The organism is Galbibacter mesophilus (assembly GCF_023721415.1).
Classification (GTDB): Bacteria; Bacteroidota; Bacteroidia; order Flavobacteriales; family Flavobacteriaceae; genus Galbibacter; species Galbibacter mesophilus.
In genome coordinates, this window is sequence record NZ_JAMQVC010000001.1 from 1,201,463 (window position 1) to 1,215,923 (window position 14,461).

The 14,461-nt window shown below is 37.0% G+C and carries 15 protein-coding genes; 11 read left to right on the top strand and 4 right to left on the bottom strand.

Annotation, left to right across the window (positions count from 1 at the left end; translation table 11 throughout):
* Positions 1–50: 50 nt before the first annotated feature.
* From NDQ75_RS05190 to tyrS, 11 genes are all read left to right on the top strand, one after another.
* Entirely contained in the window at positions 51–1,574 is a 1,524-nt protein-coding gene (locus NDQ75_RS05190; RefSeq protein ID WP_202028334.1) for a hypothetical protein, read from the top strand.
* The gene (locus tag NDQ75_RS05195; RefSeq protein WP_202028335.1) at positions 1,567–2,202 is read left to right on the top strand and encodes a hypothetical protein; all 636 of its coding nucleotides are present in this window, start codon (positions 1,567–1,569) and stop codon (positions 2,200–2,202) included. The genes NDQ75_RS05190 and NDQ75_RS05195 overlap by 8 nt, the downstream gene beginning before the upstream one ends.
* Entirely contained in the window at positions 2,199–3,101 is a 903-nt protein-coding gene (gene hemF, locus NDQ75_RS05200) for an oxygen-dependent coproporphyrinogen oxidase (protein ID WP_202028336.1), read from the top strand. Before NDQ75_RS05195 ends, hemF begins: the two co-directional genes overlap by 4 nt.
* Before the next feature lie 127 nt (positions 3,102–3,228).
* Positions 3,229–4,155: a DUF4421 family protein gene (locus NDQ75_RS05205; RefSeq protein WP_202028337.1), complete on the top strand. Its 927-nt coding sequence runs from the start codon at positions 3,229–3,231 to the stop codon at positions 4,153–4,155.
* 36 nt (positions 4,156–4,191) lie between these two features.
* Complete coding sequence (gene hemB, locus NDQ75_RS05210) at positions 4,192–5,181, top strand: porphobilinogen synthase (RefSeq protein WP_202028338.1); 990 nt, start codon at positions 4,192–4,194, stop codon at positions 5,179–5,181.
* A 5-nt stretch (positions 5,182–5,186) separates the two neighbouring features.
* Complete coding sequence (locus NDQ75_RS05215) at positions 5,187–5,687, top strand: DinB family protein (RefSeq protein WP_202028339.1); 501 nt, start codon at positions 5,187–5,189, stop codon at positions 5,685–5,687.
* 179 nt (positions 5,688–5,866) lie between these two features.
* Entirely contained in the window at positions 5,867–6,982 is a 1,116-nt protein-coding gene (locus tag NDQ75_RS05220) for a CNNM domain-containing protein (RefSeq protein WP_202028340.1), read from the top strand.
* A complete protein-coding gene (locus NDQ75_RS05225; RefSeq protein ID WP_202028341.1) occupies positions 6,963–7,436 on the top strand; it encodes a methylated-DNA--[protein]-cysteine S-methyltransferase in 474 nt (157 codons plus the stop codon). Before NDQ75_RS05220 ends, NDQ75_RS05225 begins: the two co-directional genes overlap by 20 nt.
* 49 nt (positions 7,437–7,485) lie before the next feature.
* The gene (locus tag NDQ75_RS05230) at positions 7,486–8,640 is read left to right on the top strand and encodes a serine hydrolase domain-containing protein (protein WP_202028342.1); all 1,155 of its coding nucleotides are present in this window, start codon (positions 7,486–7,488) and stop codon (positions 8,638–8,640) included.
* On the top strand, positions 8,630–9,343 hold the full coding sequence (locus NDQ75_RS05235; RefSeq protein WP_202028343.1) for a 3'-5' exonuclease: 714 nt from the start codon (positions 8,630–8,632) through the stop codon (positions 9,341–9,343). Before NDQ75_RS05230 ends, NDQ75_RS05235 begins: the two co-directional genes overlap by 11 nt.
* Before the next feature lie 106 nt (positions 9,344–9,449).
* Entirely contained in the window at positions 9,450–10,763 is a 1,314-nt protein-coding gene (tyrS, locus tag NDQ75_RS05240; protein ID WP_202028344.1) for a tyrosine--tRNA ligase, read from the top strand.
* A gap of 103 nt (positions 10,764–10,866) precedes the next feature.
* On the opposite strand, the gene NDQ75_RS05245 is transcribed toward tyrS, so the two are convergent.
* From NDQ75_RS05245 to NDQ75_RS05260, 4 genes are all read right to left on the bottom strand, one after another.
* Positions 10,867–12,474: a MutS-related protein gene (locus tag NDQ75_RS05245; protein ID WP_317191280.1), complete on the bottom strand. Its 1,608-nt coding sequence runs from the start codon at positions 12,472–12,474 to the stop codon at positions 10,867–10,869.
* Positions 12,475–12,709: 235 nt separating this feature from the next.
* On the bottom strand, positions 12,710–12,904 hold the full coding sequence (rpsU, locus tag NDQ75_RS05250) for a 30S ribosomal protein S21 (protein ID WP_202028346.1): 195 nt from the start codon (positions 12,902–12,904) through the stop codon (positions 12,710–12,712).
* Positions 12,905–13,029: 125 nt separating this feature from the next.
* Positions 13,030–13,395 (bottom strand): MmcQ/YjbR family DNA-binding protein, encoded by a 366-nt coding sequence (locus NDQ75_RS05255; RefSeq protein ID WP_202028347.1) that lies wholly within the window; start codon positions 13,393–13,395, stop codon positions 13,030–13,032.
* A 141-nt stretch (positions 13,396–13,536) separates the two neighbouring features.
* Positions 13,537–14,451: an AraC family transcriptional regulator gene (locus tag NDQ75_RS05260; RefSeq protein WP_202028348.1), complete on the bottom strand. Its 915-nt coding sequence runs from the start codon at positions 14,449–14,451 to the stop codon at positions 13,537–13,539.
* Positions 14,452–14,461 lie beyond the last annotated feature (10 nt).

Genomic DNA, 14,461 nt, shown 5'->3' on the forward strand with positions numbered 1-14,461 from the left:
AATACGTTATTTTCATTCAATTTTTATTAATAATTAAATACAATTTCTCAATGAGAACCTTCATATTGCTTTTATTGCTTTCGCTAACCGTAAAAGGTCAAGAGCTTTCACTACTACCCAAAACCGATAAAGTATATCACTACGAAAACGAAATAATTTCACATGAAATTTATGGGGGAGTGGATTTTGCATCAAGACTAGAATATGATGCTCAATTCTTGTCTAAAAATGAGCTTGAGATTACTCCGGTCCGTTTTCGAGCAAACACAACAGATACCATTATAGATTCCAATAAAGGTTATAATGACAATAGTTTTCAGTCTGAAAAGACGCTATCAAAACTTAATTCTTTTCAGTATGTACGCGCCGACAACCATTTTAAATATGGTTCGAAATCTGATAAACAAGATAGAACAGAAAAAATCATAAAGGAAGTTATAGAGGCGAACAACCCAATTTACAATAGTCTTTATGAAAACTTAGTTTTAAGAAAAGGGCATTCTTGGAAACAAACCGACTCCATCGTTGTCGATTTTAATAGATTGAGAAAAATGGAAATCGACTTCAACTTCAATGTAAATGACATTACTGCTAAGGAGGTAGTTGTAAAGGGAAATGGCACTATAACCAATGGAAATATAACAACAGATTTGGCAGTAAAATATGTTCTTGATAGAAAAACAGGAATTCCACTTTATACAAAATTCATTGCAGTCGCCAAATACGCCAATGATATTTTAATGATTAGTAAACTTACTGACTACGAAGCTCCGAGTTTACACGAAGAATTTTTCGGAATAAAACCTTACTTTGCCATGCAGGATAGAGGCGGGCAACCATTGAAACCGCATTTTTTTGATTATATGTATAAGGAGATACCTTCATTGGTTGATGCTAATGAAGATCTAAGTAATATGGTAGAAAATTACATAAATAACTTTTCAATTTACGAGGATGAGCAAGTGGGATTCTATTATTTATCCGTTAGTCACGGTGCCACAGAAAAGGAGATGTTGCCAATTACTGCCGGGGGAAAAATAAAAATCAATAATATTACATATTTTAATAAGAAAGGGAATGTAGTAGATTTAACTTCGTGCAATTTGCCTGATTCTGCTGCTCTATTCGGATTTTATCATTACAATTTCTATGAAAAAAAACCGGAAGTATATAAAACTAGTATGGATGTTACGGTATGGAAACCCCAAAAACGAAAGAAAATTGAGGTTACTTCCAATACTGAAAATTCTAAGTACAAAATATGGTTTAATAAAGATACCGTCTTTCTAGAAGTTAGAAAGCCTGATTTGGATGGCTATTCGTTTAAATTTTACAATTCAAAAGGGGAAGAAATTGCTGCAAAGTACTCGCAGTACTTTTTTGATCAAGAAACGAAAGTGAATGGAGAAAGCGTTGCAACCAGATTTATAGACCAAAATATGTTTAAGAAGGAAGAGTTTTTATACCGTTTTAAATTTTCTGCAGAAGACGTTTCGAAAGTAACTTTTAATGTCTGTACAAGTTATAAGAAATTTAGATTCAAAAACATAATATCAAATTTGGCTTGTGAATAGCGAAAGAAATATGCCCTTGAACATCATAGAAAAATACGACAAGCAATTTGAATATGTGGGAATAGCCATGTATGTATTTATTGCAAGCCAATTTTTTCAGCTTTGGCTTTTCCCCGAAGAAACACAGGCTGAAAAAATATATTCCATGTCATTTTTAATCATTTTTGAATTTGTCATGGTACATTCCGGTGTTTTTATGGCTGTAATGCCAAAGAAATGGTCGTTTTTCATTTTTATTCCGTTTTATGGGGTTTTTGCTTGGGCATTTAATCATGCTGTCCCCAATAATGTTGTTTTAATCACCTATTTGGTGGTTGTTTTAAACAGAATGCGTTTTGCTTTTTTTAATGCTGATAAAAGATTGAAGGAAAGAGCAGCGGCATTTTCAGTTTTTGCGCTCATCGTTTATTTTGTGCTTACCTTTGTGGTGCTATTTAGTGCGGAAATCCTCCCAGAATTCGGACTCACAGCTGAGTTTTTGGAGAAATCGGGATACAATGCCATTAAAAGTGCAACCGGCACTTTTGTTGATGTGCCGCAAACAGCGCTCTGTTTAGGCGTTTTGTATTACAGCGCACTAGCAATTATTGAAGCAAAACTAGTTTCTCATTCAGAAAAGAAAAAATGAAAGAAAAATTCTATAAATACATACAGGAATTACAAGATACCATCACTTCTAAATTGGAAGCGGTGGATGGAAAAGCAACCTTTCAAGAAGACCTTTGGGAACGCCCAGAAGGTGGCGGTGGAAGAACTCGGGTTATTGAAAACGGAGCCGTTTTCGAAAAAGGCGGGGTAAATATTTCAGCAGTCCATGGGCCTTTGCCTCCTGCGATGCAAAAATATTTTAATGTAGAGGACTGCGATTTTTTCGCTTGCGGATTGAGTTTGGTGCTTCACCCTAAAAATCCGTTTGTGCCTACCGTGCATGCCAATTGGCGTTATTTTGAGATGTACAACAAGCAGGGTGAAATTGTTGATAGCTGGTTTGGTGGCGGCCAAGACCTAACGCCGTATTATTTGTTTGAAGAAGATGCCACGCATTTTCATCAGGTATGTAAAACATCTTGTGATAAGCATGATGCTAATTTCTATCCTGAATACAAAAAGAAGTGTGATGAATATTTTTGGAATGCCCACCGAAACGAAGCCCGTGGTATAGGTGGTCTCTTTTTTGATTACTGTAAGGCTTCCGAAGAAAAATCCATGGAGGATTGGTATAATTTTGTAACGGAAGTTGGTAACAGCTTTCTGGAAGCGTATGTGCCAATTGTTGAGGAAAGAAAGGAAATTTCATATTCTGAAGCGAACAAAAATTGGCAGGAAATTAGACGCGGGCGTTATGTAGAATTTAACTTGGTTCACGATAAGGGTACTTTATTCGGATTAAAAACGAACGGACGCATAGAAAGTATTTTAATGAGTCTTCCTCCGCATGTGCAATGGGTGTACGACCATCATCCCGAGAAAGGAAGCGAAGAAGAAAGGCTAATTAAGGTTTTGGAAAATCCTAAAAACTGGTTGTAAAGCTATCGTTGCCAAGTAAAAACATAGAGATGATAAAAAAACTGGGAAATAACATGCGACCATTTTAATGCGTTTTTATGTAAACAAAATACTTGTCCTCTTAGTCTTTCTTTTTCACGGGTTAGGAATGGCTCAAAATGATTCGCTTCAAAAGAGTGAATACATCCAAACATTTCCAAATCAGTTGGCAATGAAGGTTTCTTATGTTATTACTGAAAATAGGTTTAGTTATAATCAGAAAGAAGATGGGCAGAATCGTGAGTTTAAAGCGTTCCCAAATAAAAAGAACCGTATTTTATTAGGTATTCAATACCGCGCGATTGAAGCAAACATTGGGATTTCTCCCAGCGGATTGCCAGGTAATCGAACATCCGATTCTATCGACTCGAAAATTTATAATCTTAATGCCAAAGGGTTTTATAAAGGGTGGATACAAACGCTTACCATTTATCATCAACGCGGATTTACCTTGGAGGAGAATGGAGAAATAAGGGAAGCACCTTTCTTGGAAACTAATAAATTCGCGGGCTCAACGGCTTATTCTTTTAATGAAGATTTTTCGTTCCGTGCAACTATTGGTCAGAAAGAAAAGCAGTTAAAGAGTGTAGGAAGTGTTTTATACAAAGTTTCTTATGATTATACCAATTTCGTGTTGGAGTCCAGTGGCTTTGAAAATAATGTAAATGCGCTCAATTTAGGAATTACACCGGGCTATTACTATAATTATGTGTTTAGTGAGAATCTCTTTTTGGCAGCCGGTGTCGATGTGGGCTTTGGATTAAACTATAACGATTTTGGTGATAATTCTATCGTTTCTTCCGTATTTTTGCTTGGCGGAAGTGCTACCTTAGGATTCAATTATGATAGGTTTTTTGGAGGTGTTTACACCAATCTGTCTATGCGAAATTATCAAGGAAGTAATCGTATTAAATTAAATGATAATATTCGGTTTGTTGAATTTTTTATAGGCTACCGTTTTAAAGCACCTAAAATTCTAGATAAAACTGCCGATAAAGTAAATGAAACGTTACGTCTACCAAAATTAAATGATTGATTTTTGGTGTAGTCTAAACATTATAAAATATATAAAATGTATCCGTTAAGAAGAAATAGAAGGTTGAGAACCAACGAAGCCATAAGAAGTTTAGTGCAAGAAACCATCATTACACCTAATGATTTTCTGGTGCCGCTTTTTGTAGTGGAAGGAAGTAATATAAAGGAAGAAATTGCTTCAATGCCCAATTATTTCCGCTTCAGTTTAGATTTATTGGAAAAGGAGGTAAAGGAACTATGGAGTCTTGGTTTAAAATCGGTGTTGCTATTTGTGAAAGTTCCTGATAATTTAAAGGATAATAAAGGAACGGAAGCACTCAACGCAAACGGACTTATGCAGCGAGCCATAAAAACGGTTAAAAATGCTGTTCCAGAAATGTTGGTAATGACAGACGTAGCGCTTGATCCCTATTCCGCTTTTGGACATGATGGCATTGTTGAAAACGGAGAAATTTTAAATGATGCTTCTTCGGAAGTATTGGCCAAAATGGCAGTTTCCCACGCACAAGCCGGAGCAGATTTTGTGGCGCCCAGCGATATGATGGACGGTAGGATTTTAAAGCTTCGGGAGGCATTGGAAGGCGAAGGCTTTATCAACACCGGAATTATGAGCTATAGCGCCAAATATGCATCGGCATTTTATGGGCCATTTCGGGATGCATTGGATTCTGCCCCTGTGGACGCAAAAGATATTCCTAAAGATAAAAAAACCTACCAAATGGACCCCGCCAACCGCACGGAAGCATTAAAAGAAACCCAAATGGATATCGACGAAGGGGCGGATATAGTTATGGTAAAACCCGGACTTTGCTATTTGGATATTGTTAGGGATTTAAAAAATGCTTTTGAAGTACCGGTGGCAGTTTATCAGGTGAGCGGGGAATACGCTATGATAAAAGCTGCTTCGGAAAAAGGATGGCTAGATCACGATGCGGTTGTACTCGAGCAAACCATGGCTATAAAAAGGGCTGGCGCCGATATTATTGCTAGCTATTTTGCCAAAGATGTAGTAAAACTGATTTCTTAAGAAAAATGAAGGGAACTTTACTGGTTTGTGCACTTTTGATGCTAACACTATCCCAAGCTCAGAGTTTTTCGGTAGTAACTTTTACTGAAAAATGGGAAAATTCCAAAAACTATTTATTGGAAATCGCCCAATCCATGCCCGAAGAAAATTACGACTACAAACCTACTGAAAGAGAAATGAGTTTTAAGGAGCAACTTATTCATATTCAGCAAAATATGAACTGGTTAGGCAAGACTTATTTTAATGCTGAAATTGAAGAAAATCCGGAGAAACTTACCAAGCAGAAACTTATAGAAGTCATAGCGCAATCTTTCGATGCTGTTAAAATAGCAGTTCTAAAAACTTCAGAAGAGGAACTCCATAAAAAGGTAGATTTTTTTGCTGGGGAGAAAACAAAACTGCAAATACTTAATCTGCTTCAGGACCATGTTACCCACCACCGTGGACAAATTATTGTCTATTTAAATCTTAACCACATCAAGCCTCCGAAGTATGTCGGGTGGTAGGCTTGTTGAACATTCTTAATTTTGTGTTTCTTACAAAGGTTTGGTTATTATTCTATTTTCATCGTTTTAGTTTGCAGCCTTTAACAATATAACAACGCAATGTATAAATACAGTCACATCCTTTATTCTTCTTTTGCTTCTTAACGTATATATCGCTAAATTCGCTACAAATCATTTCTATGGGATTACTCATTTTATTTGCCCTGATATCAATCTTTTTTTCGTTTCTATGCTCGGTGTTAGAAGCGGTTTTTTTAAGTGTTACGCCAACTTTTATCAATGTAAAAAAGCAGGAAGGGAAAGCGTATGCCTTCACGCTGGAGCGATTAAAGCATAACGTAGATGAACCCTTAATTGCTATACTAACCATTAATACCGTTGCCCATACCGTTGGCGCAATTTTAGTGGGTGTTCAGGCAGAAAAATTGCCTTATAAGATTGATATTTTTGGATTCAATATCGTTGGAGTGGTTTCCGCCATTATGACGATTTTAATTTTAGTGGTTTCAGAGATTATACCCAAAACCATTGGTGCAACGTATTGGAGAAGTTTAGGGAATTTTACGGCTAAAGCTCTAACTCTTATGATTTTTCCGCTGAAATGGACTGGAATGATTTGGTTGTTAAAACTTACCACAAAGGTGATTGGCGGTAAAAGTGCCCACGGTTCTGTTTTCAGCAGAGAAGATTTTACGGCCATGGCAGATATCGCGCAAGAGGAAGGTGTTTTCCAAGAGTCAGAATCCACAATGATTAAAAACCTAATGCGTTTCGACCAAATCTTGGCTAAAGATATTATGACACCGCGAACGGTTATGAAAACCGCTTCTGAAGATACTACCATTGAAGCTTTTTTTCAGAAAAATCCAAAGCTGCGCTTTTCCCGAATACCGGTTTATAAGAGCAATGTAGACAACATTACCGGATTTGTACTCAAGGACCAAGTGTTGGAGGCAATGATAAACGGACAAGGGGGCGAGAAATTAAGCACCCTAAGACGGGATATTTTAGTTGCCAAGAGAAGCATTCCACTTCCGGAATTGTTCGAAAAATTCATCGGAAATCAAGATCATATTGCGCTTGTGGTAGATGAATATGGCTCCATAAGTGGATTGGTAACCATGGAAGATTTGATTGAAACCATTTTAGGGTTGGAAATTGTTGATGAAAGCGATAATGTGGAAGATTTACAGTTGTTGGCCAGAAGAAATTGGCAAATAAGAGCCGAAAGAATGGGGATTTTTGAGAATCCACCAGCGCAAAACAACGAAAGCGATGAAACAAGCGGTCATTAAAACGCCGTTAGGCTTTACCAAAATTGTTGGAGATGAGAGCGGAATTTCTTCAATTACCGTTTTAGAGGAGCGCTTGAAGGAAGATGAAATAATTCCTTCGGAACTAGAAGAGGCCGTGCGTCAGTTAAAAGAATATTTTGCTGGTGACAGAAATAACTTCACTTTTACTTTAAATCCAGAGGGAACCGATTTTCAGAAAAAAGTTTGGAAAGAATTATTGGAAATCCCCTTCGGAAAAACGACATCTTATTTGGAGCTTTCTAAAAAAATAGGCGATGTTAAGGCCATTCGGGCCGTTGCGGCCGCCAATGGCAAAAACCCGCTTTGGATTATAGTCCCCTGTCATCGTGTTATTGGAAGTGATGGTTCGCTTACAGGTTATGCAGGTGGATTATGGCGCAAAAAATGGCTTTTGGAACATGAAAGTCCCTCACCGCAACAAAAACTATTTTAGGGGAAAATTGCTATATTGAACGGTATAATCATAGTCATACTTGTCCTTTATGAAAATAGTTTTACGCATCATCAAATTCATACTTTTTCTTACAGCGTTGCTCATTATTGCTCTCTATATTTTTGGGTACGACTACCTTATAAAAGCTGTTAACGTAACGTATCTAAATGGACACTCAACGGCTTTTCTAGAAGATTATAAATATTTCGATAATCAGTTAATACAAAAGGGAAACCATCCAGAACCCTGGCCTCAATCCAAAAACTATAACACGAAACTTTCGCCCGAATTGGATGAATTGAACAAAACCTATAAAAGTGTAAGTTTTTTAATAATTAAAAATGATAGCCTTTATAGGGAAAAATATTATGAAAACTATACTGAAACCTCTAAAAGCAACTCTTTTTCAATGGCAAAAACCCTAGTGGTCACCCTAATGCAAAAAGCAATCCAACAAGGATATATTGAAAGTATGGAACAACCAGTTGCAGATTTTTATCCCCAGTTTAATAGCGCTATGGGAAAGAAATTGACGGTTGGGGACCTCGCCGCAATGTCGAGTGGATTAAATTGGGACGAAGCCTACTACAGTCCGTTTTCCATTACTACCCGTGCCTATTTTGATGATGATTTGGCCAAGGTGATTTTAGGTTTGGAGGTGGTTGAAGAACCAGGGAAATCCTTTAAATACCTTAGTGGAAATACACAACTGTTGGCCATGATTATTGAAAAAGCTACCAAGCAAAGTTTAGCCAATTATCTCTCCAGAAATTTTTGGCAACCTATGGGAGCAGAAAATATTGCTCTCTGGCAACTCGATAGTGAAGAAAACGGTTTGGTTAAAGCATATTGTTGCATTGCTGCCACCGCTAGGGATTTCTCTAGGTTCGGAAAATTATATAAAAATTCAGGAAACTGGAACGGTACTCAAATGCTAGACTCCTCTTTCGTCTCCAAAGCCACACGGCCACATTTTGAGAACGGTGAGGTGTACGGGCTCGGACTTTGGCTCTTGAATTTTAAAAATAAGGATTTCTTCATGCTGAGAGGGCATTTAGGGCAATATGTAATTATACAACCAGAAGATAATATTATGATTACGAGGCTTGGTCATTCAACTGCGAAAAAAGGCAAAGACGCATATACAGAAGATATTTATCAGTATATTGAAGAAACCTATAAAATACTGGGAGATGCTTTATAAAATTTCTTTGGAAAACATTTTGTTTTTAGATATTGAAACCGTTCCGGAAAAGGGAGATTTCAATTCGTTGAGTGATGAAAGCAAAGATTTATGGGCGCATAAAACACAGTATCAACGAAAAGAGGATTTTACGCCTGAAGAATTTTATGACCGAGCTGGTATTTGGGCAGAGTTTGGTAAAATAATTTGTATTTCGGTGGGCTATTTTACTTTCAAAGGGGATGGGCGTACCTTTCGGGTAACATCCTTTCATGGTGAGGAAAAAACTATTTTAAATGAATTTAAAACGCTTTTGGAGTCACATTTCAGTGAACCATACAAGCTTTTGTGTGGGCACAATGCCAAAGAGTTTGATTTTCCTTTTATCGCCAGAAGAATGATTATCCACGGAATAAAACTGCCGTCTAAACTAAATCTTTTCGGGAAAAAACCTTGGGAAATTCCTCATTTGGATACTATGGAGCTTTGGAAATTTGGCGACTATAAACATTTTACTTCCTTGAAGCTTTTAACCCACATTCTCAATATCCCATCGCCAAAAGACGATATTGACGGAAGCATGGTGGCCCATGTTTATTATCAGGAAAATGACATTGATAAGATTATAAACTATTGTGAAAAAGACGTTATTGCCGTAGCACAGATATTTCTACGTCTTCGAGGTGAGGAAATTCTAGACGACGTTGAGGTGAAGCATGTTTAAACAACCTGTCTTTGTAGCCCAAAATGCTATTTACCTTTCCTTCTTTAAACCTTTCCCAGTATAAATCAATTATCCTATCTTTGCGGCTGTTTTAAAAGAATTCAAAATGACAACAAATTTAGTTGAAGAACTCCGTTGGAGAGGCATGGTGCACGATATGATGCCGGGAACAGAAGAGCAACTTACCAAGGAAATGACAACCGCTTATATTGGTTTTGATCCTACTTCCGATTCACTTCATATTGGTAGTTTGGTACCCATTATTCTTTTGGTTCATTTGTACAAAGCTGGTCATAAACCGATTGCTTTGGTAGGTGGCGCAACGGGAATGATTGGGGATCCTTCGGGAAAATCCGATGAGCGTAATTTGTTGGATGAAGCAACCCTCGCTAAAAATGTAGCTGGAATTAAAGGAGTGCTTTCTAGATACTTGGATTTTAACGTGGATGCTGAAAATGCTCCTGTTTTGGTGAACAACTACGATTGGATGAAAGATTTTTCATTTATTGAGTTCGCTCGGGATGTTGGGAAGCGTATCACCGTAAACTATATGATGTCTAAAGATTCCGTAAAAAAACGCCTAAGTGCCGATTCAGGTGTTGGGATGTCTTTTACTGAATTTACCTACCAACTTATTCAAGGATACGATTTTTACCACTTGCATAAAGAATACGGTTGTATGTTGCAGATGGGTGGAAGCGACCAGTGGGGAAATATTACTACCGGAACAGAGTTGGTGCGACGAATGAATGTAGATGCCGAAGGAAACGAACCGGCAAAAGCATACGCGCTTACTTGTCCGCTTATTACCAAAGCAGACGGCTCTAAATTTGGAAAATCAGAAGGAGGGAATGTTTGGTTGGACGCCGATAAAACATCCCCTTATAAATTTTACCAATTCTGGTTGAATACTTCAGATGAGGATGCGGAAAAATATATCAAAATGTTTACTTTTTTAGATAAATCTACTATCGAAGCGCTTGTTGAGGAGCACAAAGAAGCACCTCATATGCGTTTGTTGCAAAAAAGGTTGGCAGAAGAAGTGACTACTTTTGTGCATTCCAAAGAAGAATATGAAAATGCTGTAAAAGCATCCAATATTTTATTTGGTGGTGGCGCAGAAGACCTTAAAAGCTTAAATGAAAAGACTTTTTTAGATGTTTTTGAAGGGGTTCCGCAGGCTGAAATCAAAAAAGAAGAAGTAGAGACTGGATTGGATGTTATCGCTGCTTTGGCTGGGGAAACGGGATTTTTGAAATCAAATGGTGAAGCGAGAAGAGCTTTGAAGGAAAATTCCATTTCCGTAAATAAAGAAAAAGTAAAAGAGGACTACAAAATCACTTCCGAAGATTTAATTAACGGAAAGTTTGTCTTGTTGCAACGCGGAAAGAAAAATTATTTCCTAATACAGGTAGTATAAAATACCAAAATGTTATCCTGAGTCTGCCACCTGTCCGATGGGGACAGGTCGAAGGAATTATGTTAAACACCCCAAAGGTTTTCAAAATCTTTGGGGTGTTTTTTTATACTATTCCCATATTTTTAAGCAGGAAAGAAGCATTCATGTTTTGACAAATCCCTTCCTTGAATTTATAGTCGAACGAGAGTTCCTTGCCGTTTATAAAAGCTTCAAAAAAGTAATTCTCCACACTTTCCATTTCATTGGCTACTTCGCAAAGGCTTAAATCGTGGGTTGCAATAATTCCCGTTGCTTTAGATGCCGACAGCTTCTCCACAAATTTTTTAGATCCAATTGCTTTGTCTTTGCTGTTTGTACCTTTTAATATTTCATCCAATACCACAAAATAGCGGTCGGTTTTTATTTTATCTACAATGAGCTTTAACCGTTTTAGTTCTGCGTAAAAATAGGAAGCATCATCGGTAAGGGAATCGGCGGTGCGCATGCTGGTTACTAATTTTATCGGACTGTATTCACTTTCGGCGGCACAAACTGGCAAACCGCAATTTGCCATTACAATGTGCAAGGAGACAGTGCGTAAAAATGTGCTTTTTCCAGCCATATTTGCTCCGGTAATTACAAAAAATTGCTCTTTTTGAATATTAAAATCGTTGTAAACCAGTTTGTTTTCATCAATTAACGGATGCCCAAGTTGCTTTGCCTTTATCGACTTTTGGTCGTTATTAATTGTTGGGAAACTGTAATTGGGATGGTTAAAAGTAAAGTTTCCGAGGGAGTTGTAGGCATCAAAAAAAGCGATGACATTAAACCAGTTTTCAATCTCATTTCGGTATTTTTCAATCCATTTTTCAATGCGATGGGTGTTGAACAAGTCCATCAGAAAAAAAGCATTTCCTGGGACTGAAATCAATAAATTTCCACGTTGCTCCAACGCATCCAGCATTTTAGAAAACTGCCTAATGATTTGCGAAGTGCTTTTCCCATTACCAAGTATAATTTGCTGCTTTTCTTTCAGCAAGGAACTGGAAAACGTAGCCGATTCTATCTTTGAGATGAGATGATGATACTGCTGAAAAGTATCTTGTGCTTTGGCTGTGTTTTCCGAAAGTTCACCAATTTTTTTCACCTTACTGCCGGAAATAGTGAGTCCGACTAAAAACCAATAGAATACAAATGAACTTGGAATGGCACTCAAATATGCAGCTACAAATATGGCAATGGAAGCAATAGAGAATGCATACGGAAGCCAAGTCCAACGCTTGTTTATAATAGAGGAATGGTTTTTTAGCCATTTTGAAATGGTTTTGGCAGCAACTTCGGTTTTTACCTGAGCGGCGGTTGCACTAAAATCCTGTCGCCATTCCACTTTTTTAGCCAATTCTTTTATCGCTTCTTGTTTTTCGGTAATTCCATCAATAGCATTCTCTGTGTAAAGCTCTGCCAGAAGTGTTTTTCCAGCTTCCGTAGCAGTTCGGTTGCTGTATTGAAAAAAACTTCCCTTTCCGAAGAGATCTATATCATGACTAAAGTCGTGGCTGTAATTGGCAAAGTGCTTTCCGTCATCCAAGAAATGGAAATCTTTTTGAAGTACTTTAAGCTCGGTTTCGTTGATACGGATACGCTCGAGAATTTTATTCTTTTGATATTTGTAATCGCTGTATTTAGAAACCAATACAATGAAAAGGATGATTCCTACAAGAATTGAAGGCATTAGTACAGCCGTGTTTCTCCAAAAGAAATAGAGAATACCCAATAAGGCCAAAAAAATAAGCAGTCTAAAAACACTAAGAATAGTTAGCGTTTTTTTGACTGCCTTTAAGTTTTGTTTGAAAAATGTAATACTTTTCGTGTATTGTTGTTGCGGATTTTCCATTCAGCATATTACGTTACCCGTTATTCAGGTAAAACTAAATAAATATCCCAAATATCAATACCTAAAAAAAGGTTTATTCTTCCTGATCTCTTAGGTACTGCTCTTTATAAGCCGCTTTTTGCTTTGTTTTACGTTTTGCTTCTGATGGCTTTGTGTATTGTTGTCTGTCTCTAAGCTCTTGAAGTACTTTGGTGTTTCTAAATTTTCTTTTGTAACGTTTAAGTGCTCTTTCAATACTTTCGCCTTCTTTTACTACAGTTTTTAACATAGATAGAATTTAAATTTTTATACTAGCTACATTATAAAAAAATTACTGAGAAAATCTGTTAAAGAAGCAATAATTTTTAGGAATTTAAGCAGAAAAGGAGTGAAGAGATTAATTTTAATAGTATTTTATGCTGAAAGTCCCTCTCTTACCTTCTTCGGAAGGCTTTTTACAACCAAATCGTAGGAATGATCTATTAACTCCCTTAAAAACGATGGAGAAATCTCAGGAGAGTCGGCAGCAACGGTATTCCAATGCTTTTTACTCATATGATAACCCGGACGGATGCTCTCATAATTTTCCCGTAATTCTTCCGCCCAAACGGGGTCGCATTTTAAATTGATGCTTTTATCTCCGTTTTCCCACCGCTCAAGTCCACAAAGGGCAAACATCTTACCGCCCACTTTAAAAACCAACGTTGTTTCATCAAAAGGGAAATGTTCGGTAGCTCCTTTTTTAGATAAGCAGTATTGATAAAGCGACTCGATGTTCATTGTAAAATGCTTTTTTTACTGAAATAATTATCTGCTTTTAAAGTTAATCAATAAATAATTATCCGCAGAAATGAGGTAATGAAGTTTTGATGAAAGTTAGGAAATCGGTTGGATTGCTTAAACAGCGTTAAGACTTTAAAGCTAGAACACCGGAATATAAAAATCCACCACAGCCTTCTTTTCAGGGTGTTCGTTAAAGTTGTTGTGATAAATTTCAAATGGCTCGCTATCTCTTTTTTGGTAACCATTTTCGTTCATCCAAAGAAATAGGCCGGTCCACGACTTTTCAAATTCATGCAACCCTATTTCAAAGCTCCCAACAATATGTTTTCCCGCTTCTATGGTTGCAAGTCCGATTTCTCCGTTTGTTGTCACAGGTTCATTCAGCAAAATTGATGCGCTCATTCTCACTTTTTCGGGAGCTGTTACTTTAAAACTGTCGTGATAAATGGTAATCATTTTGGTGTGTTGGTTCATTAATCCTCTATCCCCAGCCCATTTCATTATTTTTCCATAAGCGGATTCAAGGTTTTGAACTCCCAAACTGGTAACATAAGCCACTTCCATTTTCTGGGTTTCTACAATGTCTATTTTTGCATTCATTTTAATCCATTTTTTTAGGTTCTCAATGATGCGAATGTACTGGTCGTAATCGGGATATGCTTGTCCAATCTTGCTATTCCATTTATGGATTTTGCTAAGTCTATGGGGATATTTTTCTTTGAAGACGGTCGGACTAACCTCAAAGTATTTTTTGAAAGCTTTGGAGTATGATGAATTATCGCTAAACCCATACCTGTGCGCTATTTCGGATAGATTGCCATTTTTATGTAGTAAATCCAACGCAGATTTTTCAAGCCTTCGTCTTTTTACGTAATCATTTAAAGTTTCGTTGGTTATGAATTTAAAAACACGATGAAAATGAAAAGGTGAGAAAAAAGCAACTTCAGAAATATTCTTCAGGGATAAATCACCTTCCAAATTTTCATCTATAAATGCAAATACATTATTAATGCGTTGATGATAGTCTCCTTGAATTTTATTGCTTTTATTCAAACTTTAAATT

Excerpts from the sequence above, each read along its gene's own strand:
- NDQ75_RS05190 (WP_202028334.1), top strand. The coding sequence starts at position 51 with ATGAGAACCTTCATATTGCTTTTATTGCTTTCGCTAACCGTAAAAGGT.
- hemF (WP_202028336.1), top strand. The coding sequence starts at position 2,199 with ATGAAAGAAAAATTCTATAAATACATACAGGAATTACAAGATACCATC.
- NDQ75_RS05205 (WP_202028337.1), top strand. The coding sequence starts at position 3,229 with ATGGCTCAAAATGATTCGCTTCAAAAGAGTGAATACATCCAAACATTT.
- hemB (WP_202028338.1), top strand. The coding sequence starts at position 4,192 with ATGTATCCGTTAAGAAGAAATAGAAGGTTGAGAACCAACGAAGCCATA.
- NDQ75_RS05215 (WP_202028339.1), top strand. The coding sequence starts at position 5,187 with ATGAAGGGAACTTTACTGGTTTGTGCACTTTTGATGCTAACACTATCC.
- NDQ75_RS05220 (WP_202028340.1), top strand. The coding sequence starts at position 5,867 with ATGGGATTACTCATTTTATTTGCCCTGATATCAATCTTTTTTTCGTTT.
- NDQ75_RS05225 (WP_202028341.1), top strand. The coding sequence starts at position 6,963 with ATGAAACAAGCGGTCATTAAAACGCCGTTAGGCTTTACCAAAATTGTT.
- NDQ75_RS05230 (WP_202028342.1), top strand. The coding sequence starts at position 7,486 with ATGAAAATAGTTTTACGCATCATCAAATTCATACTTTTTCTTACAGCG.
- NDQ75_RS05235 (WP_202028343.1), top strand. The coding sequence starts at position 8,630 with ATGCTTTATAAAATTTCTTTGGAAAACATTTTGTTTTTAGATATTGAA.
- tyrS (WP_202028344.1), top strand. The coding sequence starts at position 9,450 with ATGACAACAAATTTAGTTGAAGAACTCCGTTGGAGAGGCATGGTGCAC.
- NDQ75_RS05245 (WP_317191280.1), bottom strand. The coding sequence starts at position 12,474 with ATGCCTTCAATTCTTGTAGGAATCATCCTTTTCATTGTATTGGTTTCT.
- rpsU (WP_202028346.1), bottom strand. The coding sequence starts at position 12,904 with ATGTTAAAAACTGTAGTAAAAGAAGGCGAAAGTATTGAAAGAGCACTT.
- NDQ75_RS05255 (WP_202028347.1), bottom strand. The coding sequence starts at position 13,395 with ATGAACATCGAGTCGCTTTATCAATACTGCTTATCTAAAAAAGGAGCT.